The sequence below is a fragment of the Pseudomonas sp. HMSC065H01 genome, assembly GCF_001815235.1.
Lineage (GTDB): Bacteria > Pseudomonadota > Gammaproteobacteria > Pseudomonadales > Pseudomonadaceae > Pseudomonas > Pseudomonas aeruginosa.
In genome coordinates, this window is sequence record NZ_KV819859.1 from 70,794 (window position 1) to 94,407 (window position 23,614).

At 65.9% G+C, this 23,614-nt stretch carries 18 protein-coding genes; 14 read left to right on the forward strand and 4 right to left on the reverse strand.

The annotated features are described in order from the left end of the window. A complete protein-coding gene (locus HMPREF3014_RS08050) occupies nucleotides 1–1,671 on the reverse strand; it encodes a glutamine--tRNA ligase/YqeY domain fusion protein (protein ID WP_003098032.1) in 1,671 nt (556 codons plus the stop codon). Between the two features lie 122 nt (nucleotides 1,672–1,793). Between HMPREF3014_RS08050 and HMPREF3014_RS08055 the strand changes: the two genes are divergently transcribed. The 3 genes from HMPREF3014_RS08055 to HMPREF3014_RS08065 all read left to right on the forward strand — a co-directional run bounded on the left by HMPREF3014_RS08055 (nucleotide 1,794) and on the right by HMPREF3014_RS08065 (nucleotide 4,483). Next, nucleotides 1,794–2,291, forward strand: a complete 498-nt coding sequence (locus HMPREF3014_RS08055) for a peptidylprolyl isomerase (protein WP_003087890.1) — start codon at nucleotides 1,794–1,796, stop codon at nucleotides 2,289–2,291. A gap of 4 nt (nucleotides 2,292–2,295) precedes the next feature. Then, nucleotides 2,296–3,018, forward strand: a complete 723-nt coding sequence (gene lpxH / locus HMPREF3014_RS08060; protein ID WP_003113585.1) for a UDP-2,3-diacylglucosamine diphosphatase — start codon at nucleotides 2,296–2,298, stop codon at nucleotides 3,016–3,018. 133 nt (nucleotides 3,019–3,151) lie between these two features. Continuing rightward, nucleotides 3,152–4,483 carry an SPFH domain-containing protein gene (locus HMPREF3014_RS08065; RefSeq protein WP_003087885.1) on the forward strand — a complete coding sequence of 444 codons (1,332 nt, stop codon included), beginning with the start codon at nucleotides 3,152–3,154 and terminating at the stop codon, nucleotides 4,481–4,483. Between the two features lie 48 nt (nucleotides 4,484–4,531). Here HMPREF3014_RS08065 and HMPREF3014_RS08070 read toward each other — a convergent pair whose 3' ends face one another. Next, nucleotides 4,532–5,155, reverse strand: coding sequence for a tRNA isopentenyl-2-thiomethyl-A-37 hydroxylase MiaE (locus HMPREF3014_RS08070; protein WP_004342965.1), 624 nt, complete (start codon nucleotides 5,153–5,155; stop codon nucleotides 4,532–4,534). A gap of 170 nt (nucleotides 5,156–5,325) precedes the next feature. Here HMPREF3014_RS08070 and HMPREF3014_RS08075 point away from each other — a divergent pair, with 170 nt between their 5' ends. Beyond that, the gene (locus HMPREF3014_RS08075) at nucleotides 5,326–6,189 is read left to right on the forward strand and encodes a universal stress protein (RefSeq protein WP_003087881.1); all 864 of its coding nucleotides are present in this window, start codon (nucleotides 5,326–5,328) and stop codon (nucleotides 6,187–6,189) included. 56 nt (nucleotides 6,190–6,245) lie between these two features. On the opposite strand, the gene HMPREF3014_RS08080 is transcribed toward HMPREF3014_RS08075, so the two are convergent. Next, nucleotides 6,246–6,713: a DUF1289 domain-containing protein gene (locus tag HMPREF3014_RS08080; RefSeq protein ID WP_003098041.1), complete on the reverse strand. Its 468-nt coding sequence runs from the start codon at nucleotides 6,711–6,713 to the stop codon at nucleotides 6,246–6,248. A 381-nt stretch (nucleotides 6,714–7,094) separates the two neighbouring features. Here HMPREF3014_RS08080 and acnB point away from each other — a divergent pair, with 381 nt between their 5' ends. The 10 genes from acnB to cobA all read left to right on the forward strand — a co-directional run bounded on the left by acnB (nucleotide 7,095) and on the right by cobA (nucleotide 22,444). Continuing rightward, the gene (acnB, locus tag HMPREF3014_RS08085) at nucleotides 7,095–9,704 is read left to right on the forward strand and encodes a bifunctional aconitate hydratase 2/2-methylisocitrate dehydratase (RefSeq protein ID WP_003087875.1); all 2,610 of its coding nucleotides are present in this window, start codon (nucleotides 7,095–7,097) and stop codon (nucleotides 9,702–9,704) included. A 177-nt stretch (nucleotides 9,705–9,881) separates the two neighbouring features. Beyond that, nucleotides 9,882–11,090 (forward strand): CmpA/NrtA family ABC transporter substrate-binding protein, encoded by a 1,209-nt coding sequence (locus HMPREF3014_RS08090; protein ID WP_023087579.1) that lies wholly within the window; start codon nucleotides 9,882–9,884, stop codon nucleotides 11,088–11,090. Nucleotides 11,091–11,106: 16 nt separating this feature from the next. Beyond that, nucleotides 11,107–11,685: an ANTAR domain-containing response regulator gene (locus tag HMPREF3014_RS08095; protein WP_003087868.1), complete on the forward strand. Its 579-nt coding sequence runs from the start codon at nucleotides 11,107–11,109 to the stop codon at nucleotides 11,683–11,685. Between the two features lie 229 nt (nucleotides 11,686–11,914). Continuing rightward, the gene (locus HMPREF3014_RS08100; RefSeq protein ID WP_003087865.1) at nucleotides 11,915–12,610 is read left to right on the forward strand and encodes a polysaccharide lyase family 7 protein; all 696 of its coding nucleotides are present in this window, start codon (nucleotides 11,915–11,917) and stop codon (nucleotides 12,608–12,610) included. Between the two features lie 353 nt (nucleotides 12,611–12,963). Continuing rightward, on the forward strand, nucleotides 12,964–14,175 hold the full coding sequence (locus HMPREF3014_RS08105) for a NarK family nitrate/nitrite MFS transporter (RefSeq protein WP_003087861.1): 1,212 nt from the start codon (nucleotides 12,964–12,966) through the stop codon (nucleotides 14,173–14,175). A gap of 74 nt (nucleotides 14,176–14,249) precedes the next feature. Next, nucleotides 14,250–15,845, forward strand: coding sequence for a bifunctional protein-serine/threonine kinase/phosphatase (locus HMPREF3014_RS08110; RefSeq protein ID WP_004342954.1), 1,596 nt, complete (start codon nucleotides 14,250–14,252; stop codon nucleotides 15,843–15,845). Between the two features lie 267 nt (nucleotides 15,846–16,112). Further along, nucleotides 16,113–18,563 carry a nitrite reductase large subunit NirB gene (gene nirB / locus HMPREF3014_RS08115; protein WP_010794038.1) on the forward strand — a complete coding sequence of 817 codons (2,451 nt, stop codon included), beginning with the start codon at nucleotides 16,113–16,115 and terminating at the stop codon, nucleotides 18,561–18,563. 52 nt (nucleotides 18,564–18,615) lie between these two features. Next, complete coding sequence (nirD, locus tag HMPREF3014_RS08120) at nucleotides 18,616–18,942, forward strand: nitrite reductase small subunit NirD (protein WP_003098054.1); 327 nt, start codon at nucleotides 18,616–18,618, stop codon at nucleotides 18,940–18,942. A 26-nt stretch (nucleotides 18,943–18,968) separates the two neighbouring features. Continuing rightward, the gene (locus tag HMPREF3014_RS08125; protein ID WP_023087580.1) at nucleotides 18,969–21,695 is read left to right on the forward strand and encodes a nitrate reductase; all 2,727 of its coding nucleotides are present in this window, start codon (nucleotides 18,969–18,971) and stop codon (nucleotides 21,693–21,695) included. A gap of 11 nt (nucleotides 21,696–21,706) precedes the next feature. Further along, complete coding sequence (cobA, locus tag HMPREF3014_RS08130) at nucleotides 21,707–22,444, forward strand: uroporphyrinogen-III C-methyltransferase (protein ID WP_003087845.1); 738 nt, start codon at nucleotides 21,707–21,709, stop codon at nucleotides 22,442–22,444. A gap of 68 nt (nucleotides 22,445–22,512) precedes the next feature. On the opposite strand, the gene oprF is transcribed toward cobA, so the two are convergent. Continuing rightward, nucleotides 22,513–23,565 carry an outer membrane porin OprF gene (gene oprF / locus HMPREF3014_RS08135; protein WP_003087843.1) on the reverse strand — a complete coding sequence of 351 codons (1,053 nt, stop codon included), beginning with the start codon at nucleotides 23,563–23,565 and terminating at the stop codon, nucleotides 22,513–22,515. Between the last annotated feature and the right edge of the window lie 49 nt (nucleotides 23,566–23,614).

The window sequence follows — 23,614 nt, forward strand, 5'->3', positions numbered from 1 at the left end:
TCAGCCCTGTCCCCAGGAGTCACGCAGGGTGACGGTACGGTTGAACACCGGCTTGCCCGGCCTGGAGTCCTTCAGGTCGGCGACGAAATAGCCTTCGCGCTCGAACTGGAAGCGATCCTCCGGGTTCGCCTGGCCCAGCGACGGCTCGGCGCGACAGCCGGCCAGTACCTGCAGGGAGTCGGCGTTGATGTTGTCGAGGAAGCTGCCGCCCTCTTCCGCCTTCTCCGGATTGGCCGAGCGGAACAGCCGATCGTACAGGCGCACTTCGCACTCGACGCTGCCCTCGGCCGGCACCCAGTGGATCACGCCCTTGACCTTGCGGCCTTCCGGGTTCTTGCCCAGGGTGTCCGGATCGTAGCTGCAGCGCAGTTCGACGATATTGCCGTCGGCATCCTTGATCGCTTCGTCGGCACGGATCACGTAGCTGCCGCGCAGACGCACCTCGCCACCGGGGATCAGGCGCTTGTAGCCGGCCGGCGGGACTTCCTCGAAGTCACCGGCATCGATGAACAGCTCGCGACCGAACGGCAGTACGCGCACTCCCATGTCTTCCTTCGGATGACGCGGCAACTCGAGGTTCTCCACCTGCCCTTCGGGGTAGTTGGTGATCACCACCTTGAGCGGTTTCAGCACGCACATGGCACGCGGCGCGGTGGCGTCCAGGTGGTCGCGGATGCTGAACTCGAGCATGCCGATGTCGACCACGCCGCTGGCGCGGTTCACCCCGATCATCTCGCAGAAGTTGCGGATCGACTCCGGGGTATAGCCGCGGCGGCGATAGCCGGACAGGGTCGACATCCGCGGATCGTCCCAGCCGCTGACATGGCCTTCGTCGACCAGTTGCTTGAGCTTGCGCTTGCTGGTCACGGTGTAGTTCAGGTTGAGCCGGGAGAATTCGTACTGGCGCGGTTGCGCAGGTACCGGCAGGTTGGCCAGGAACCACTCGTAGAGCGGACGATGGTCTTCGAATTCCAGGGTGCAGATCGAATGGGTGATGCCCTCGATGGCGTCCGACTGACCGTGGGTGAAGTCGTAGCTCGGGTAGATGCACCACTTGTCGCCGGTCTGGTGGTGATGCGCATGGCGGATGCGGTACAGGATCGGATCGCGCAGGTTCATGTTCGGCGAACCCATGTCGATCTTCGCCCGCAGCGAACGGGCGCCGTCGGGGAACTCACCGGCCTTCATGCGGGCGAACAGGTCGAGGTTCTCCTCCACCGAACGGTCACGGTAAGGGCTGTTGCGGCCCGGCTCGGTGAGGGTGCCGCGGTATTCGCGCATTTCCTCGGGACCGAGGTCGCAGACGAACGCCTTGCCGGCCTTGATCAGCTCGATGGCCCAGGCATGCAACTGGTCGAAATAGTTGGAGGCATAGCAGACCTCGCCGGACCACTGGAAGCCCAGCCACTTGATGTCGGCCTCGATGGCATCGATGTACTCCTGGTCTTCCTTGGCCGGGTTGGTGTCATCGAAGCGCAGATGGCAATCGCCAGCGAATTCCTGGGCCAGGCCGAAGTTCAGGCAGATCGACTTGGCGTGGCCGATGTGCAGGTAACCGTTGGGCTCCGGGGGGAAACGGGTGACGATCTTCGCGTGCTTGCCGGCATCCAGGTCGGCTTGAACGATCTGGCGCAGGAAGTTCGGGGCGGCGGTGGTCTCTGGCTTGCTCATGGGATCCTTGGTCATGCTCTCGCCCGACCAGGGTAGGCCGGGCAAATCAAAGCGCTTATCATAGCCGAAGCTGTCAACCCCCTGACAGGCCTTCGATTTTCACGACAAAGCGGATTACCCACATGATCAAGCTGCATACCAACCATGGCGTCATCACCCTGAAGCTCGATGAAGAGAAAGCCCCGGAAACCGCGGCGAACTTCAAGGAGTACGTGAAAAGCGGCCACTACGACAACACCGTCTTCCACCGCGTGATCAACAACTTCATGATCCAGGGCGGCGGTTTCGAGCCGGGCATGAAGCAGAAGCCCACTCGCGCACCGATCAAGAACGAAGCCAACAACGGCCTGACCAACAAGGTCGGCAGCATCGCCATGGCTCGTACCATGGACCCGCATTCGGCCAGCGCGCAGTTCTTCATCAACGTCGCCGACAACGATTTCCTCAACCATACCGCCCCCACCACCCAGGGCTGGGGCTATGCCGTCTTCGGCGAAGTGGTCGAGGGCATGGACGTGGTCAACAAGATCAAGGGCGTGGCCACCACCATGCGCAGCGGCCACCAGGACGTGCCGGCCGAGGACGTGATCATCGAGAAGGCCGAAATCGTCGAAGAATGAAGCGATGAGCGTCCTGTTCATCTCGGACCTGCATCTCGAAGCGGAACGCCCGGACATCACCCGGGCGTTTCTGTCTTTCCTCGATGAGCGCGCCCGTCGGGCCGAGGCCCTGTACATCCTCGGCGACTTCTTCGAAGCCTGGATCGGCGACGACGGCATGGACGCCTTCCAGCGCTCCATCGCCCAGTCCCTGCGCCAGGTGGCCGACGGCGGTACGCGCATCTACCTGATGCACGGCAATCGCGACTTCCTCATTGGCAAGGCGTTCTGCCGCGAGGCCGGATGCACGCTGCTGCCCGACCCGAGCGTTATCGACCTGTACGGCGAGCCGGTATTGCTGATGCACGGGGACAGCCTGTGCACCCGAGACGAGGCCTACATGCGCCTGCGCCGCTGGCTGCGCAACCCGCTCACGCTCTGGGTACTGCGCCACCTGCCGCTGGCCACCCGGCACAAGCTGGCACGCAAGCTGCGCAAGGAAAGCCGCGCGCAGACCCGCATGAAAGCCGTCGACATCATCGATGTCACGCCCGAAGAAGTGCCCCGGGTCATGCGCGGGCATGGCGTGCGTACCCTGATCCACGGCCACACTCATCGGCCGGCCGAACACCCGCTGGACATCGACGGCCAGCCCGCCCGGCGCATCGTGCTCGGCGACTGGGACCGCCAGGGCTGGGCCCTGGAGATCGACGCCAACGGCCATCGCCAGGCGCCCTTCCCGCTCTGACCCACCCCAGGCCCGCCATGCGGGCCTTTCAGCGAAGCATTATGCGATTCGCATTTTTTCCGCCGTCCATCTTGACGTCGCGGGCCACCTTTCAGCAGGATCGCGCTCCCCCACCCCGCATCAAGGAATGATCGTGATCATCTCGAAGGGAAACCTGATCAAGTTCGTCGCCGCCCCCCTCGGCGTGCTCGCCCTCGGCTTCGGCCTGTTCAACGGCGTATTCTTCTATAACGAAGCCGGCTTCATGACCCACGTAAGGACCATCTTCGGCGACGAGAAGATCGTCGATGACGTCGGCTACGCGACCAAGTGGTTCGGTCGCGCCACCACCTGGAAGAAGGCCATCAGCGTGCAGTCCGTGCTGGTCATGGACGATAACGACACCAATCCGGACAACGACGGCCTCGGCGCCACCATCGAGGCTTTCCCGATCGTGTTCCTCGGCAACGTCGACGCCAAGGTCGAATCTTCCGCGCGCTTTCGCCTGCCCGGCGGCGAGCCGTTCCTGAAGATGGCCCAGGAATATCGCAACCCGGACAATTTCATCCGCACCGCACTGGTGCCGGCGATCAAGGAAACCCTCCAGGCCACCGCTTCGCTGATGAGCGCCGACGACTACTACGCCGGAGCCCGCAGCGAATTCGCCGCCGAGTTCGAGAACCAGCTCAACGACGGCCTGTACCTGATCAAGCGCAAGGAAGTCCGCGGGCCGCGCGGCGCCATTCCGCACCAGACCGCGATCCTCCAGGCCGGCACCGAGCAGGGAGCGTTCGGCGACAACAACGCCAGCCAGTTCGTCACCGAGAAGGTCACCGATGCCAAGGGCATCCCGGTACGCAAGCAACAGCAGTTCCGCAAGTTCGGCGTCGAGGTGGTGGAAGCGCGGATCACCAACGTCGATCCCAACCCGCAGTACAAGCAGCGCATGGTCAAGGTCCAGCAGGCGCTCGCCGAGCTGGCGGTGGCGCGGCAGAACCGCCTGAAGGAAGAAGAGGAAAAGCTGCTGGTCACCGCCCGCGGCGAGAAGGAAGTCGAGGCCAAGCGCCAGGAAACCCTGCGCGACCAGATCGAACGCACCACCCAGGCGGAAACCGACAAGCAATTGGCGGTGATCAACGCCGAGCGCGAGAAGCAGCGCGCCGAGATCGAGAAGCAGACCGCCGAACTGCTGCGCGACAAGGCCACGGTGACCGCCCAGGCCACCAAGATCACCGCCGACGCCGAGGCTTACGCCCGCGAAGCGGTGATCAAGGCGGACGGCGCGTTGCAGCCGAAGCTCGACGCGCTGATCGCGATCAACAAGGTCTGGGCCGAAGCCGCCGCCCAGGCCCCCGTCCCCAGCGTAATGATGGGTGCCGGCGCCAACGGCGCGGCGAGCCGCCAGGACGAGATCGGCCAGCTGATGGGCGTTCTGGCGACCAAGGCCGCCCGCGACCTGGCCCTCGACCTCAAGGTCAAGGACTGATCCAGGCAGCAAAAAAAGCGCCCCGCGGGGCGCTTTCTTGTTTCCGGCTCAGGCCACCAGGTCCACCGGGAGGCCGCTATGGAAGCGGAATTCGTTGTCCGGACTGCTGATCAGCTCGGCCTCCTTGGCCCGCACCACCTCGATCGTCCGCTCCACGTCGGCCTCGTCGCCGTACTGGTAGGCCAGCTTCAGGTAGTCCTGGAAATGCCGCGACTCGGACTTCAGCAAACCGCCGTAGAATTTCGCCAGCTCCGCGTCCAGGTGCGGCACCAGGGCGGCGAAGCGCTCGCAGGAACGCGCCTCGATGAAGGCGCCGACCACCAGCGTATCGGTCAGCCGCTGCGGCTCCTGCTTGCGCACCAGGTCGCGCAGCGCCGAGGCGTAGCGGGAGGCGCTGACATTGACCACCGGGATACCGCGTTTCTTCAGGATCGCCAGCACCTGCTCGAAGTGGCGCAGCTCCTCGCGCGCCAGGCGGCTCATCTTGTTCACCAGGTCCAGGCGGCCGGAGTACTTGCCGATCAGTTGCATCGCCGTCGCCGCGGCCTTCATCTCGCAGGCCTTGTGGTCCAGCAGCATGACGTCCTGGCGCTCCAGGGCCGCCTCGACCCAGGCGGCGGGAGTGGAACAGGCAAGGAATTGGTCGATCTCGGGCAACATGGTGCAGGTCACTCATTCTGGAAAGGGCCTGCCATGACGCTGGTCGGGGCAGGAAAGGCGGAGCATTATACGGAAGCTGCGGCGGTCGGGCAGGCCGACCCGTTTGATATGCATCAAGAGCAGCGGCTGGATTGCGTCTAGAGTTGTTTCAGCGATAACCACAAGCACTCAGGGAGACGATCATGCAAGCCATTCGCAGCATCCTCGTGGTGATTGAACCGGACCAGCTGGAAGGTCTCGCCCTGAAACGGGCACAACTGATCGCCGGCGTGACCCAGTCGCACCTGCACCTGCTGGTCTGCGAGAAGCGCCGCGACCACAGCGCCGCTCTCAACGACCTGGCCCAGGAGCTGCGCGAGGAAGGCTACAGCGTCTCGACCAACCAGGCCTGGAAGGACTCCCTGCACCAGACCATCATCGCCGAGCAACAGGCCGAAGGCTGCGGGCTGATCATCAAGCAGCACTTTCCCGACAACCCGCTGAAAAAGGCCATCCTCACCCCGGACGACTGGAAGCTGCTGCGCTTCGCGCCCTGTCCGGTACTGATGACCAAGACCGCCCGGCCCTGGACGGGCGGAAAGATCCTCGCCGCGGTCGACGTCGGCAACAACGACGGCGAGCACCGCTCCCTGCACGCCGGGATCATCAGCCATGCCTACGACATCGCCGGCCTGGCCAAGGCCACGCTGCACGTGATCAGCGCCCACCCCTCGCCGATGCTCTCCTCTGCCGACCCGACCTTCCAGCTCAGCGAAACCATCGAGGCCCGCTATCGCGAGGCCTGCCGCACCTTCCAGGCCGAGTACGGTTTCAGCGACGAACAATTGCACATCGAGGAAGGTCCGGCCGACGTGCTGATCCCGCGCACCGCGCAGAAGCTCGACGCGGTGGTCACCGTGATCGGCACCGTGGCGCGCACCGGGTTGTCCGGCGCGCTGATCGGCAATACCGCGGAAGTGGTGCTGGATACCCTGGAAAGCGACGTGCTGGTGTTGAAGCCGGACGACATCATCGCCCACCTGGAGGAGCTGGCCAGCAAGGAGTGACCGCTGGTCGGACGGAAAAGCCGCCCAAGGGCGGCTTTTTTCGCTGGAGACACCGCCTATCTGTCGATCGCCTGCAGGAACGAGGGCGCGATGTAGCGCTGGTAATGCGCTTCCGACAGCAGGAAGAATTCCCGGTCGATGGCATCGCGCAGGTCCGGCAGGCTCCAGTCGCGGAATTCCGGCAACAGTGCCACGCCGTAGGCTTCGATCTGGTTGATCAGCCGGGAACCGCGGGCGATCAACTGGTAGGCCCAGCAATAGGGGGACTGCTCGGGGACGAAACGGATCTGCCGCTGCTCCAGTTGCAGGCGCAGGCGCGCGGCGTCGAAGACTTCCAGCTTGGCGGCCATCACCTGGGCCAGCAACTGCTCAAGGCGACTCCAGACAGCCCGCTTTTCCTCGGCGTCGTAGAGGTTCCAGTTGACCACCTCATGGTGGAAACGCTTGCAGCCACGGCATACCAGGTCGCCGTATACCGTGGAGCAAAGCCCTACGCAGGGGGTTTTGATTCTTTGCGAAGACATGGCCGGGACAACGAAAACAAAGCGGCATCTTAGCCCTTTGTCTAATCAAGTTCACCCCGTGGTTCCTAGGGTTTCCGACTTAACTTTGCGTCGAGTTTCCAGTAACATTGGCCCGCCTTTTTAGGCGCCAATGTCCGTTAGAAGCTGTTTTCAAAGCGTCACGAGCACAGTTTCCGGCAGGTACGCTGGCGACGGCGCCTCCCTCAAGCGTCTCGCCAGCCCCACCCCAGCCCGCCGGCGTAAAACTTTGAAAACAGCTTCTGTCTGGAACCTGCCGATGCCCTCGTAGGTTGGTGGATTACCGTCCACCTGGGCCTGACGAGCGGATCTGCGTCGGTTCCTGGATACGTGTCCCCCGGGACCACTGATGAGGGAAATACTGTGCTTGAAGCCTACCGCAAACACGTAGAAGAGCGTGCCGCCCAGGGTGTCGTGCCCCAACCGCTGAACGCCGAACAGACCGCAGGCCTGGTCGAGCTGCTGAAGAACCCGCCGGCCGGCGAAGAAGAATTCCTCCTTGACCTGATCACCAACCGCGTACCGCCGGGCGTCGACGAAGCCGCCTACGTCAAGGCCGGTTTCCTTTCCGCCATCGTCAAGGGCGAAGCCACCTCCCCCCTTATCGACAAGCAACGTGCCGCCGAGCTGCTGGGCACCATGCAGGGCGGCTACAACATCGCCACCCTGGTCGAGCTGCTGGACGACGCCGAACTGGCCAACACCGCCGCCGAACAGCTGAAGCACACCCTGCTGATGTTCGACGCCTTCCACGACGTCGCCGAGCGCGCCAAGAAGGGCAATGCCGCGGCCAAGTCCGTGCTGCAATCCTGGGCCGATGGCGAGTGGTTCAAGGCCAAGCCGGAAGTCCCGGAAAAGCTGACTCTCACCGTATTCAAGGTCCCCGGCGAAACCAACACCGACGACCTCTCCCCGGCCCCCGACGCCTGGTCGCGCCCGGACATCCCGCTGCACGCCCTGGCCATGCTGAAGATGGCCCGCGACGGCATCGAGCCGGTCCAGCCGGGTTCGGTCGGTCCGCTGAAGCAGATCGAAGCGGTCAAGGCCAAGGGCTTCCCGGTCGCCTACGTCGGCGACGTGGTCGGCACCGGTTCCTCGCGCAAATCCGCCACCAACTCGGTGCTGTGGTTCTTCGGCGACGACATTCCGTTCGTGCCGAACAAGCGTGCCGGCGGCTTCTGCTTCGGCACCAAGATCGCACCGATCTTCTACAACACCATGGAAGATGCCGGCGCCCTGCCGATCGAGTTCGACTGCACCAACCTGGCCATGGGCGACGTCATCGACGTATACCCCTATGAAGGCAAGGTCGTTCGCCACGACAGCGGCGAAGTGGTCACCACCTTCGAGCTGAAGACCCCGGTCCTGCTCGACGAAGTCCGCGCCGGCGGCCGTATCCCGCTGATCGTCGGCCGTGGCCTGACCGAGAAGGCCCGCGCCGAGCTGGGCCTGGGCGCCTCCGACCTGTTCCGCAAGCCGGAAGCACCGGCCGATAGCGGCAAGGGCTTCACCCTGGCGCAGAAAATGGTCGGCCGCGCCTGCGGTCTGCCGGAAGGCCAGGGCGTGCGCCCGGGCACCTACTGCGAACCGAAGATGACCACCGTCGGTTCCCAGGACACCACCGGCCCGATGACCCGCGACGAACTGAAGGACCTCGCCTGCCTCGGCTTCTCCGCCGACCTGGTGATGCAGTCCTTCTGCCACACCGCGGCCTATCCGAAGCCGATCGACGTCAAGACCCACCACACCCTGCCCGACTTCATCATGACCCGTGGCGGCGTGTCGCTGCGTCCGGGCGACGGCATCATCCACAGCTGGCTGAACCGCATGCTGCTGCCCGATACCGTTGGTACCGGCGGCGACTCGCACACCCGCTTCCCGATCGGCATCTCGTTCCCGGCCGGCTCCGGCCTGGTGGCCTTCGCCGCCGCCACCGGCGTGATGCCGCTGGACATGCCGGAGTCGGTGCTGGTGCGCTTCAAGGGCAAGCTGCAACCGGGCATCACCCTGCGTGACCTGGTCCATGCGATCCCTTACTACGCGATCCAGCAGGGCCTGCTGACCGTCGAGAAGAAGGGCAAGAAGAACATCTTCTCCGGCCGCATCCTCGAGATCGAAGGCCTCAACGACCTGACCGTGGAGCAGGCCTTCGAGCTGTCCGACGCCTCGGCCGAGCGTTCCGCCGCCGGCTGCACCATCAAGCTGCCGGAACAGGCGATCGCCGAGTACCTGAAGTCCAACATCACCCTGCTGCGCTGGATGATCGGCGAAGGCTACGGCGACCCGCGCACCCTGGAGCGTCGCGCCCAGGCGATGGAAGCCTGGCTGGCCAAGCCGGAGCTGCTGGAAGCCGACAAGGACGCCGAGTACGCCGCGGTGATCGAGATCGACCTGGCCGACGTCAAGGAGCCGGTGCTCTGCGCGCCGAACGATCCGGACGACGCGCGTCTGCTGTCGAGCGTACAGGGCCGCAAGATCGATGAAGTGTTCATCGGCTCCTGCATGACCAACATCGGTCACTTCCGCGCCGCCGGCAAGCTGCTGGACAAGGTCAAGGGCGGCATCCCGACCCGTCTGTGGCTGGCTCCGCCGACCAAGATGGACGCCCACCAGCTGACCGAGGAAGGCTACTACGGCATCTACGGCAAGGCTGGCGCGCGCATGGAAATGCCGGGCTGCTCGCTGTGCATGGGCAACCAGGCTCGCGTCCAGACCGGTTCCACCGTGGTCTCCACTTCGACCCGTAACTTCCCGAACCGTCTGGGCGATGCCACCGATGTGTTCCTGGCATCGGCCGAGCTGGCGGCGGTCTCCTCGATCCTCGGCAAACTGCCGACCGTGGAGGAGTACATGGCCTACGCGAAGGACATCGACAGCATGGCTGCCGACGTCTACCGCTACCTGAGCTTCGACCAGATCGCCGAGTTCCGCGAAGCGGCTGCGAACGCCAAGATCCCGGTCGTCCAGGCCTGATCCAGCGACGCGTCGAACAAGCCCCGCCCCGTGCGGGGCTTTTTCTTGCCCGGCGAAAACCCCCGCGCCGCCTGGCATAGCGCTTGCTGTGGCAGCTATGGAAAAGCGCGCCGACGACGGCGCCTGCGCACTGGAAAACGGGACGGCCCGCGCCGCCCTCCCGCACTCGAGGTGGTGATGACAGACAGAGCGATACGCAGCCAGGCCTGGGCCGGCGGTTCCGACGCACCGGAAAAGAGCGCCCTGGACATCGGTTTCATGGCGCTGACCGATTCGGCCTCGCTGATCGTGGCCGCCACCCAGGGCTTCGCCCAGCCCTACGGCCTCACGCTCAATCTCAGGCGCCAACCGTCCTGGGCCACCTTGCGCGACAAACTGCTCAGCGGCGAGCTGGATGCCGCGCAGTGCCTGTACGGGCTGGTCTACGGCGTCCAGCTCGGCCTCGGCGGCAGCGCGGCAAGCGAGATGGCGGTGCTCATGGGACTGTGCCAGAACGGCCAGGCGATCAATCTTTCCGAACCGCTGAAGCAGGCTGGCGTGACCAGTGCGGAGGCACTGCTCCGGCATCGGCGCCAGAATGGTGCACGCCTGACCCTGGCGCAGACCTTTCCCACCGGTACCCACGCGCTCTGGCTGAACTACTGGCTGGCGAGCATCGGTCTGCATCCGCTGCACGACGTGCACAGCGTGGTGGTTCCACCGGCGCAGATGGTCGGCCATCTCCAGGCCGGGCGCATCGACGGGTTCTGCGCCGGCGGACCCTGGGGCGCCCTGGCCGTGGACCAGGGCCAGGGCTTCACCATCGCCACCAGCCAGGCGATCTGGCCGGACCACCCGGAAAAGGTCCTCGGCACTACCCGCGCCTTCGTCGACGCCTACCCGAACACCGCCCGCGCGCTGGTCATGGCGGTCCTCGACGCCAGCCGCTTCATCGAACAGAACGCCGAGAACCGCCTGGGCACCGCGCAACTGATCAGCGGCCGCGACTATGTCGACGCTCCGCTCGGCGCGATCCAGCCGCGCTTCTTCGGCCGCTACCAGGACGGCCTCGGCAACGCCTGGCAGGACCCGCATCCGCTGCGTTTCTATGCCGACGGCGAAGTCAACCGGCCCTGGCTCTCGGATGGCATGTGGTTCATGACCCAATTCCGCCGCTGGGGCCTGCTGCGCGAAGACCCGGACTACCTGGGCATCGCCCGCAGGGTCCAGCAGACCGCGCTGTACCGCGATGCCGCGACGGCCCTTGGCCTGTGCCTGGACGGCGCCGACATGCGCCGCTCGACACTGATCGACGGGCGCACCTGGGACGGCAGCGACCCCGCCGGCTACGCCCGCAGCTTCCCGATCCACGCCCTGGCCGAAACCGGCCAGGGCATCGACTTCTGACCCTGGTGCGCCCGCCATGCTGCGTATCCTGCTGATCGACGACACGCCGAAGAAAGTCGGACGCCTCAGGGCCGCCCTGCTCGAGAGCGGTTTCGAAGTGGTGGACGAGTCGGGGCTGACCATCGACCTGCCGGCGCGCGTCGAAGCGCTGCGTCCCGACGTGATCCTGATCGACACGGAGTCTCCCGGCCGCGACGTGATGGAGCAGGTCTGCCTGGTCAGCCGCGACCAGCCGCGCCCGATCGTGATGTTCACCGACGAGCACGATCCGGGAGTGATGCGCCGCGCCATCCAGTCCGGGGTCAGCGCCTACATCGTCGAAGGCATCCAGGCCAGCCGCCTGCAACCGATCCTCGACGTCGCCATGGCGCGCTTCGAGAGCGACCAGGCGCTGCGCGCTCAACTGCAGGCGCGCGAGGCGCAGCTGGCCGAGCGCAAGCGCATCGAGCTGGCCAAGGGCCTGCTGATGAAGATGAAGCATTGCGGCGAGGAGGAGGCCTACACGCTGATGCGACGCCAGGCCATGAGCCGCCAGCAGAAGCTGATCCAGGTCGCCGAGCAGATCATCGCCATGCACGACATGCTCGGCGGCTGAATCCGGCTGGGCAGCTGGCGATCATATCGCCAGCCACCCTGCTGGCCCCCGGCGCAGAGCGGCGCGGCTATGCTCGTGCGCCCGGAACGGCCCTATCCGTTCTGGGAGCTACCCCCTCGCCACCCTCGACTAGCATGACCAGGGAGGCCCGCAGTGGACGCCCAGGGCTAGGAGCCGCAGGCGTCCGCCCGAACCGCACCGCCGACTCAGCGGTCAGGAGATGCTCAGCATGATCGATCTCAGCACCTGGAACCTTACCATTCCCACCGAACCCACCCCGCAGGTGATCACCACCCAGCAACTCAACAACGGCTACCAGAGCCGGTACTTCCAGCAAGGCAACGATGGCGGCCTGGTCTTCTGGGTGCCCATCGACGGCTCGCACACCGAGGACAGCACCTATCCTCGCACCGAACTGCGCGAAACCCAGGCCGACGGCAGCCTCGACAACTGGTACTACTGGCAGGCCGACAACGAACTGCGGGTGACCATGAGCGTCGAGAAGGTCCCCTCGAAGAACAAGGTGATCATCGGCCAGATCCACAGCAAGTCGCCACAGACCGACGACGGCGAACCTCTGGTGAAGCTGCAGTACTACTACAAGCCCGAGGAAGGCCTCGGCCGGGTCGAGGCGCTGGTACGCAACCACCCGGACGATTCCTATAGCCGCAACGTGTCGATCCTCGAGCAGGTACGCCTGGGCGAGCGCTTCAACTACAGCCTGCGCGTCACCTCCAGCGGCGAGTTGGCGGTGCGCGCGCGCAGCCAGGACGGCGAAGAGGACGCTTACTACCAGACCCTCGGCAGCGCCTGGAACGACCAGTTGCTCTATTTCAAGGCCGGCGCCTACGTGAACGACAACGCCGGCGACAGCGGCGAAGGCAGCCGCGTGACCATCTACCACCTGAACACCGCCCATCGCTGAACCGCCGACGGCGCACGGACGCGCCGCCCCAGCCCTGTGCAAGCCCCCGACGCCTGCCACCGCGGCGTGCACGCCCGACGCCATGGTTGTCCCTGCAACCGCTCTACGCCGCGCTTTCGACAACTTGGCAAAGAGCTTGCTACGTCCTGCCTGACGGTAGCCAACGGCGGTTACCCATCCCCGACAAAGACGTCGCGCGGCCTCTCCTTCCCGGCAGAGGCCCGTGGCGTCTTCGTCGTTTCGCCCCAGCGTCGGGGCGGGTGGGTGGTCCGCTGTCGGACGCTCACCTTGTAGCGATGCAACTTCCGCCGGGCGGCCGTTCCGCCCCGATTCCGCTGGATACGAGGTGTTCGATGAACAACAGCTTCTGGAAGGCCGGCCATGCGCCGACCCTGTTCGCGGCGTTTCTCTATTTCGACCTGAGCTTCATGGTCTGGTACGTGCTCGGCCCGCTGGGGGTGCAGATTGCCGGCGACCTGCAACTGAGCACCCAACAGCGCGCGATGATGGTCGCCACGCCGATCCTCGCCGGCGCCGTACTGCGCTTCCTGCTCGGCCTGCTGGCCGATCGCTGGTCGCCGAAGAGCGCCGGCATCCTCGCCCAGGTCATCGTCATCGCCGCCCTGGCGGCCGCCTGGCTGCTGGGCGTGAACAGCTATGCGCAGGCACTGCTGCTGGGGTTGTTCCTCGGCTTCGCCGGGGCATCCTTCGCCGTGGCCCTGCCGCTCGCATCGCAATGGTACCCGCCGCAACACCAGGGCAAGGCCATGGGCATCGCCGGCGCGGGCAACTCCGGCACCGTGCTCGCCGCCCTCTTCGCCCCCGGCCTGGCCGCCGCGTTCGGCTGGAACAATGTGTTCGGCTTCGCCCTGCTGCCGCTCGTCCTGACCCTCCTGGTGTTCGCCATGGTCGCGCGCAACGCCCCGCAGCGGCCGGCGCCCAAGGCCATGGGCGATTACCTGAAAGCCCTCGGCGACCGCGACAGCTGGTGGTTCATGTTCTTCTACAGCGTCACCTTCGGCGGCTTCCTCGGCCTGGCCAGCACCCTGCCCGGCTATTTCCACGACCAGTACGGCCTGAACCCGGTGACCGCCGGCTACTACACCGCCGCCTGCGTCTTCGCCGGCAGCCTGATGCGCCCGCTCGGTGGCGCCCTCGCCGATCGCATCGGCGGCATCCGCAGCCTGCTGATGGTGTACACCCTGGCCGCCATCTGCATCGCCGCGGTCGGTTTCCACTTGCCCAGCGCGATGGCCGCCCTCGGCCTGTTCGTGGTCGCCATGCTCAGTCTCGGTGCCGGTAATGGCGCGGTGTTCCAGTTGGTACCGCAGCGCTTCCACAAGGAAATCGGCGTGATGACCGGGCTGATCGGCATGGCCGGCGGCATCGGCGGCTTCTGCCTGACTGCCGGCCTCGGCGCGATCAAGCAAAGCACCGGCGACTACCAGCTCGGCCTGTGGCTGTTCGCCAGTCTCGGCGTGCTGGCCTGGTTCGGCCTCCACGGGGTGAAGCGGCGCTGGCGCACCACCTGGGGCTCGGCCGCGGTCACCGCCGCGCGGGTCTGAGCGTGGGGTTGCGACTGAGCATTGGCGAAGCCAGCGCCTGCGGGCCTCGCACGGAAAACCAGGACGCGCTGCGGGTGGTCACCCCGGCGCCGGCCCTGGCCGCCAGCAAGGGACACCTGCTGGCCATCGCCGACGGTGTCAGCCAGTGCGCCGATGGCGGCCTGGCGGCGCGCAGCAGCCTGCAAGCGCTGGCCCTGGATTACTATGCGACTCCGGAAACCTGGGCCATCGTGCAGTCCCTGGACCGCCTGCTGCTGGCGCAGAACCGCTGGCTACAGGCCAATGGTGGCGGCCAGCCGCTGCTCACCACCCTCACCGCCCTGGTGCTGCGCGGCACCCGCTACACCCTGGCCCACGTCGGCGATTGCCGGGCCTACCTGTGGCGCGACGGCGAGTTGCTCCGGCAGACCAGCGACCACGTCTGGGAACAGCCGCACATGCAACACGTGCTGACCCGCGCCCTGGGACTGGACCAGCATCTGGTGGTCGACTATCTGGAAGGCGATCTGGAGCCCGGCAGCCAGTGGCTACTGGTCAGCGACGGCGTCTGGGCGACGCTGGGCGACAGCGGCATCCGCAGCATCCTGCGCAACGCCGAAGAGCCGCAGCGCAGCGCCGAGGCCCTGGTTCGCGCCGCCCACCTGGCAGGCAGCCAGGACAACGCCAGCGCCCTGCTGGTGCGCGTGGAAGCCGTGCCCGCAGGCAGCCTCGGCGACGCCCTCGCGCAACTGGGCCACTGGCCACTGCCGCCACCGCTGAAGCCCGACCAGCTCTTCGAAGGCTGGCGGGTCCGGCAGTTGCTCGGCGAATCCCGCCAGTCCCTGCTCTACCGGGTCGAGGATGGCCAGGGCCAACCCTGGCTGCTGAAGACCCTTCCCGCCGCACGTGCCGACGATCCGCTGGCAACCCAGGCCCTGCTGCTCGAGGAATGGTTCCTGCGCCGCGTCCAGGGCCGGCATTTCCCCGAGCTGCACGGATTGGCGCAACGCCAGCATCTGTATTACCTGATGCGCGAGCACCCCGGAGAGACTCTCGCCGAGCGCTTGCGCAACCATGGCCCGCTGTCGCTGCCGGAGTGGCTGGGGCTGGCCAACCAGCTGCTGCGCGGGCTTGGCCAGTTGCATCGACGCAACCTGCTGCACCGCGACCTCAAGCCGGAAAATCTCCACCTCGGCCGCGACGGCGAGCTGCGCCTGCTGGATTTCGGCCTGGCCTGGTGTCCGGGATTGTCGCGCGAAGACCCCCATCTGCTACCGGGTACGCCCAGCTACCTGGCGCCGGAGTGCTTCTCCGGCACCTCGCCCTCGGTGCGCCAGGATCTCTACGCCACCGGCGTCTGCCTCTACCAGGCGCTGACCGGGCGCTATCCCTATGGCGAGATCGAAGCCTTCCAGCACCCGCGCTTCGGTCGCCCCGTCCCGCCCAGCCGCTATCGCCCCGACCTGCCGGCCTGGATCGACGACCTGCTGCTGCGCGCCGTCGCCTGCGACCCCGCACAGCGCTTCGAGACCGCCGAGGAATGGCTGCTCTCGCTGCAACAGGGAGAAGCGTTGCCGGCCGCGGCAACCCGCCCATTGCTGGAGCGCGAACCGCTGCAGACCTGGCGCGCCATCGCCCTGCTGTCCCTGGCCGCCAACCTGGCGCTACTTCTGGTCTGGCTGAAGGGCTGAGAGGCACCAGCCCGGTGCGATACGCCCCGGCACGGGGCAGAAAGACCGCGGGGAGGCCCCGCGTTATCCCTGCAAGGCCATGGAGATAGGCAACAGCGCAAGTTGGCACGGCGCCTGCTTGGGTTCTCCCGACAATCGACAACAAAGCGCCTGCCTCAACGACGAGGCGGCGTTTCCCGACCGAACGGGACCTGGACAAAGGCGTCCTGCTGGCAACAGCGGGACGCCTTTTTTGTTTGCGCCAACCTTATGCAGGAGCTACTCCGCATGAAGAAGATCAAGCTGGTGATGGTCGGCAACGGCATGGCCGGGGTCCGTACCCTGGAAGAACTGCTCAAGCTCAACTCGGACTTCTACGACATCACGGTGTTCGGCGCCGAGCCCCATCCCAACTACAACCGCATCCTGCTGTCCCCGGTGCTGGCCGGCGAGCAGACCTTCGAGGAAATCGTCCTCAACGACCTCAACTGGTATGCGGAAAACGGCATCAAGCTCCTCCTCGACCGCAAGGTGGTGCAGATCGACCGGCTTCGCCGCAGGGTGGTCGCCGCGGACGGCAGCGAGGCCGAGTACGACCGCCTGCTGCTGGCCACCGGCTCGCTCCCCTTCATCCTGCCGATACCCGGCAATCGCCTGCAGGGCGTGATCGGCTACCGCGACATCGCCGACACCCAGGCCATGATCGACTGCGCCCGGACCCACAGCCACGCGGTGGTGATCGGCGGCGGCCTGCTCGGCCTGGAGGCGGCCAACGGCCTCAAGCAACGCGGCATGGACGTGACCGTCGTGCACCTCTCCGACTGGCTGCTGGAACGCCAACTGGACCGCACCGCCGGCAAACTCCTGCAAGGCGCGCTGGAAGCCCGCGGCATCCGCTTCCGCCTGAACACCCAGACCCAGGAACTGATGGACAACGGCAGCGGCCGGGTCTGTGCCGTGCAGTTCAACGACGGCGACGTGATTCCCGCCGACCTGGTGGTAATGGCCGCCGGCATCCGCCCCAATACCGAGCTGGCCGAAAGCGCGGGCATCCCCTGCAACCGCGGCATCCTGGTCAACGACACCCTGCAGACCTACGACCCACGCATCTATGCGGTCGGCGAATGCGCCAACCACCGTGGCATCGCCTACGGCCTGGTTGCGCCGCTGTTCGAGCAGGCCAAGGTCTGCGCCAACCACCTGGCTCATCTCGGCTACGCCCGCTACCAGGGCTCGGTGACCTCGACCAAGCTCAAGGTGACCGGTATCGACCTGTTCTCCGCCGGCGACTTCATCGGCGGCGAAGGCAGCGAGACCATCACCCTTTCCGACCCCATCGGCGGCGTCTACAAGAAGCTGGTGATCAAGGACGATGTACTGGTCGGCGCCTGTCTCTACGGCGACACCGCCGACGGCGGCTGGTACTTCCGGCAGATCCGCGAGAACCACAACGTCGCGCAGATCCGCGACCACCTGATGTTCGGCGAGAACGCCCTCGGCGATGTCGGCCACCAGGGCCAGAACAGCGCCGCGAGCATGCCCGACACGGCCGAAGTATGTGGCTGCAACGGCGTCTGCAAGGGCACCATCGTCAAGGCCATACAAGAACACGGCCTGTTCAGCGTCGACGAAGTCAAGAAACACACCAAGGCCGCCAGCTCCTGCGGCTCCTGCGCGGGATTGGTGGAACAGATCCTGATCAGCACCGTCGGCGGCGCCGCCGACGTCAAGCCGAAGAGCGAGAAGGCCATCTGCGGCTGCAGCGACCTCAACCACGGGCAGATCCGCAAGGCCATTCGCGAACACCGGCTGACCAGTCTCGACGCCGCCATGCGCTTCATGGACTGGAAGACCCCGAACGGCTGTGCCACCTGCCGCCCGGCCCTGAACTACTACCTGATCTCGACCTGGCCGGGAGAAGCCAAGGACGATCCGCAGTCGCGCCTGATCAACGAACGCGCCCACGCCAACATCCAGAAGGACGGCACCTACTCGGTGGTACCGCGGATGTGGGGCGGCGTGACCAACGCCGCCGAGTTGCGGCGCATCGCCGACGTCGCCGACAAGTACCAGGTGCCGATGGTCAAGGTCACCGGTGGCCAGCGCATCGACCTGCTGGGGGTGAAGAAGGACGACCTGCCGGCCATCTGGAAAGACCTCGACATGCCCTCCGGACATGCCTACGGCAAATCCATCCGCACCGTGAAGACCTGCGTCGGCAGCGAATTCTGCCGCTTCGGTACGCAGAACTCGACGCAGCTGGGCATCGATCTGGAACACGACCTGTTCAACATGTGGTCGCCGCACAAGGTCAAGCTGGCGGTCTCCGGCTGCCCGCGCAACTGCGCCGAGGCCGGGATCAAGGACGTCGGCATCATCGGCGTGGACTCCGGCTGGGAGATGTACATCGGCGGCAACGGCGGGATCAAGACCGAGGTCGCGGAGTTCTTCGTCAAGCTCAAGACCGCCGAAGAAGTGCGCGAATACAACGGCGCCTTCCTCCAGCTCTACCGCGAGGAAGCCTTCTACCTGGAGCGCACGGTGCATTATCTGCAGCGGGTCGGCATGGAGCACATCCGCAAGGCGGTGGTCGAGGACGCGGAAAACCGCAAGGCGCTCAACGACCGCCTGCAATTCGCCCTGTCCTTCGAGCAGGACCCATGGAAGCAGCGCATCGAACAGCCGCAATTGAAGAAGGAGTTCGAACGGATTCCGCTCAAGCAACTGGAAAACGTCTGAATCCCTTGTCCGGGCCGTCCCACGGCGGCCCTCCCCCTACCGGAGTGAACCGATGAACTGGCTGGATATCTGCGCCCTCGATGAAATCAACCCGCTGGGCTCGCGCGTGGTCGCCGGCCCGAAAGGCGACATCGCCATCTTCCGCGCCGCCGACGACCAGGTCTTCGCCCTCGATGACCGCTGCCCGCACAAGGGCGGCCCGCTGTCCCAGGGCCTGATCTACGGCAAGCGAGTGGCCTGTCCGTTGCACAACTGGCAGATCGAACTGGAGAGCGGCGAAGCCGTGGCCCCGGACCAGGGCTGCGCCCATCGCCACCCGGTGCGGGTGGAGAACGGACGGGTGCTGCTCGGCCTGGACAGCGTGGCGCTGTGCGCCTGATCTCTCGCCGATAACAGGAGCCGAGCATGTCGACAGATTCCCCGCTGCGCACCACCGCTTCGACCTGCTGCTACTGCGGCGTGGGTTGTGGCGTCCTGATCGAACACGACGGCGAACGCATCCTCGGCGTGCAAGGCGACCCGCGGCACCCGGCCAACTTCGGCAGACTGTGCAGCAAAGGCGCCAGCCTGCACCTGACCGGCGACCTCCAGGCCCGCGCGCTGTACCCCCAACTGCGCCTCGGCAAGCAACTGGCGCGGGCCCGCAGCGACTGGGAGAGTGCCCTGGAACATGCCGCCGGGCGTTTCGCCGAGACCATTCGCGAACACGGGCCGGACAGCGTGGCCTTCTATATATCCGGCCAGTTGCTGACCGAGGACTACTACGCCTTCAACAAGCTGGCGCGGGCCCTGGTCGGCACCAACAACATCGACAGCAATTCGCGCCTGTGCATGTCCTCGGCGGTGGTTGGCTACAAGCGCAGCCTGGGCGCCGACGCACCGCCCTGCAGCTACGAAGACCTCGACTGCGCCGATTGCGTGCTGATCGCCGGCAGCAACATGGCCTTCGCCCACCCGGTCCTGTTCCGTCGCCTGGAAGCCGCCAAGGCCGCTCGGCCGGAGATGCGCATCGTGGTGATCGACCCGCGGCGCACCGACACCTGCGAGCTGGCCGACCTGCACCTGGCACTGCTTCCCGGTACCGACGTCGCACTGTTCCACGGCATCCTGCATATCCTGCTCTGGGAGGACTGGATCGACCGTTCGTTCATCGCCGAGCATACCGAGGGTTTCGCCGACCTGAAGGAACTGGTGCGCGACTACACCCCGGCCGCCGTCGCCGACATCTGCGGCATCGACCGCGCCGACCTGCAGCGCTGCGCCGAATGGATCGGCCGTTCGCCGCGCTTCCTTTCGCTCTGGTGCATGGGGCTCAACCAGTCCAGCGCCGGCAGCGCCAAGAACAGCGCACTGATCAACCTGCACCTGGCCACCGGCAAGATCGGCCGCGCCGGATGCGGGCCGTTTTCCCTCACCGGTCAGCCGAACGCCATGGGCGGTCGCGAGACCGGCAGCCTGGCCAACCTGCTGCCCGGCCACCGCGAAGCCGCCGATCCCGGCCATCGCGCCGAGGTGGCGCACTACTGGGGTGTGGAACAGTTGCCCACGTCCCCCGGTCTCAGCGCCATCGAGCTGTTCGATGCGGTCCACGACGGTCGGATCAAGGCGCTCTGGATCGCCTGTACCAACCCCGCGCAATCGCTGCCGGACCAGCGCAAGATCCACGAGGCCCTTGCCCGCTGTCCCTTCGTGGTGGTCCAGGAAGCCTTCGCCGGCACGGAAACCTGCCAATACGCCGACCTTTTGCTTCCAGCCGCATCCTGGGGAGAAAAGGAAGGCTCCGTGACCAATTCGGAACGGCGGATCAGTCATGTCCGTCGGGCCGTTCCGCCCCCCGGTGAAGCGCGCCAGGACTGGAACATCGTCTGCGACTTCGCGCGCCGCCTGGAAGGGCACCTGCGGCCCGCTAAACCCGGCCTGTTCGCCTTTGCCGACAGCCGCAGCCTGTTCGACGAATACAAGCTGCTCACCGCCGGGCGCGACCTCGATCTTTCCGGCCTCAGCCACGCACTGCTGGACCGCCTGGGGCCGCAGCAATGGCCATTTCCCACTGGCGCGGAGCAAGGCACCGCACGGCTCTATGCAGACGGCCGCTTCCCTACCGCCTCGGGACGCGCGCAACTGGTCGCCGAACCCTACCGCGCCGCCCAGGAAAAACGCGACGCGCGCTACCCGCTGACCCTCAATACCGGACGCTTGCGCGACCAGTGGCACGGCATGAGCCGGACCGGCACCTGCGCACGCCTGTTCGGCCATGAAGAGGAGGCCCTGGTGCACCTGCATCCCGAGGAACTGCGCCGCCGCCAACTGCGGGACGGGCAGCTCGTGCGCCTGAAGAGCCGGCGTGGCGCCCTGGTCCTGCCGGTGAGCGCAGACGACTCGGTGCGCCCCGGCCAGGCCTTCCTGCCGATGCACTGGGGCGATCGCTTCCTCAAGGGCCTGGGCTGCAATGTCCTGACCCTGCCGGCGTTCGACCCCCTGTCGAAACAACCCGAACTCAAGCACGCCGGGGTTCAGGTCGAGTCCGTCGAACTGCCCTGGCGCCTGTTCGCGCTGGTGGAAACCGATATCCAAGCGCGTTTCGAGGCCCTCCGTGCGCTGTGCGAAGTCTTCGACCACGCCAGCTTCAGTCTCGCCGGACGCGAGCGCCCCGCCCTGCTGGTCAGCGCCGCACACCATGAGGCACCTGGCGCAGACCTGCTGGAGCGGATAGATCGCCAACTCGAATTGCTCGACGGGCCGATCCTCGCCTACGACGACCCACGGCGGGCCATCGGCAAGCGCGTGCGCCTCGAAGACGGGCGCATCGTCGCCGTCCGGCTCGCCGGCGAAACCCTCGCCCGTGACTGGTTGAAAGAGCTCTGGCTTACCGGCCGGGCCGATAGCGAGCTACGCCGCTGGCTGCTCGCCCCACTCGGCGCGGCACCGGGACGACCCAGCCAGGGTGCGGGCGGCAAGACCCTGTGCAGTTGCCAGAACGTCAGCCAGCAAACGGTGCTCGGCGGCATCGCCCGCGGATTGGACCTGGACGGATTGAAGCGCGAGTTCGGCTGCGGCACCGGCTGCGGCTCCTGCGTACCGGAAATCAAGAGACTGCTGGCGGCCCCCCGGCCCATGGCAGCGAATGCCTGAGGAGAACGACGATGAGCGGTAAGGTCTGGCTGGTGGGTGCGGGTCCCGGCGATCCGGAACTGTTGACCCTGAAGGCAGTTCGCGCCCTGCAGGACGCGGATGTGGTGATGGTCGACGATCTGGTCAACCCGAGCATACTGGAGCACTGTCCGTCCGCCCGGCTGGTCCGGGTCGGCAAACGCGGCGGCTGCCGCTCCACACCGCAGGACTTCATCCAGCGCCTGATGCTGCGGCATGCCCGCCAGGGACGCAGCGTGGTGCGCCTGAAAGGCGGCGATCCATGCATCTTCGGCCGCGCCGGCGAAGAAGCCGAATGGCTGGCCCGGCACGGGATAGACAGCGAGATAGTGAACGGCATCACCGCCGGGCTGGCTGGCGCCACTGCCTGCGGCATACCGCTGACCTACCGCGGCATCAGCCGCGGCGTGACCCTGGTGACCGCGCATACCCAGGACGACAGCCCGCTCGCCTGGGAAGCCCTGGCACGCAGCGGTACCACGCTGGTGGTCTACATGGGCGTCGCCCGTCTCGCAGAGATCCAGGCCGGGCTGCTGGCTGGAGGTATGGCCGAGGATACGCCGCTGGCGATGATCGAGAACGCCACCCTGGGCAACCAGCGCGAATGCCGCAGCAACCTCGGCGAGCTACTGCGGGACGCCGGACGTTTCGCCTTGAAAAGCCCGGCGATCCTGGTGATCGGCGAAGTAACCCGCGACATCGTGTCGCAACCGATTTCCCTGAGCGCCTGACGAGCGGTCTTTTTCCAGGCAAAGAAAAACCCGGCCTGGGCCGGGTTTTTCCTTAGAGGCTCAGCCGATTACTTGGCTTCAGCTTCTACTTCGGCTTCAACGCGACGGTTGATAGCGCGGCCTTCAGCGGTGGCGTTGTCGGCAACCGGGCGGGACTCGCCGTAACCAACAGCGTTCACGCGACCACCTTCTACACCGTACTCGTTGACCAGTACGTCACGAACGGCGTTGGCACGACGCTCGGACAGCTTCTGGTTGTAAGCGTCGGTGCCGACGGAGTCGGTGTGACCTTCAACGGTGGTGGAAGTGGACGGGTACTGCTTCATGAAGTCAGCCAGGTTCTTGATGTCAGCGTAGCTGTTCTCTTTGACCTTGGACTTGTCGAAGTCGAACTTCACGTCCAGCTGTACGCGTACGACTTCGGCGACAGCCGGGCAGCCGTTGGCGTCAACGGTGACGTTGGCCGGGGTATCCGGGCACTTGTCGACGTTGTCGCAAACGCCGTCGTTGTCGGAGTCGGAGCAAACGTCGGCAACCGGTTCCGGAGCCGGAGCGGCTTTCGAACCACCGAAGTTGAAGCCGACGCCCAGGCCAGCCATCCACTCGCCCTGGTGACCGTTGTCACGCTTCTCCAGACCGTACTGGCCGTCGAGGCTGGCCTTGGCGAAGAAGTTCTCGGTGAAGTAGTACTTCAGACCAGCGCCGATGTTGGCCATGGTCATCTGCTGACGGCCTTGGCTGTCGCTGTTGATGTTGGTGATGTTCTGGTGAGCCAGACCAGCCGACACGTACGGACGCAGACCTACGCCCGGGGTACCGAAGTGGTAGATGGCGTCCAGAGAGGTCAGGTTGCCGTGGACCTTCTTGTTGCCGGTTTCGTAGGTGCCACGAACGTCATGGTACTCACCGTAGGACAGCGCCAGCTCGACGTCGTCGGTCAGGAAGTAACCGATCGAGCCGCCGTACAGGTCCGCGTTCTTCATGTTGCGAACGCTGTCGGTGAAGTAGCGCTTGCCGAAGGCTTCGATCTCTACCGAGTTCTGGCCCTGGGCAAAGGCGTTCATTGCCGAAGCGGCAACCAGCGAGCCGATGACAACGCCTAAGGTGTTCTTCAGTTTCATCCGTTAAATCCCCATCTTGATGGTCAGTTAGTTGTCCAACAATCAGCCG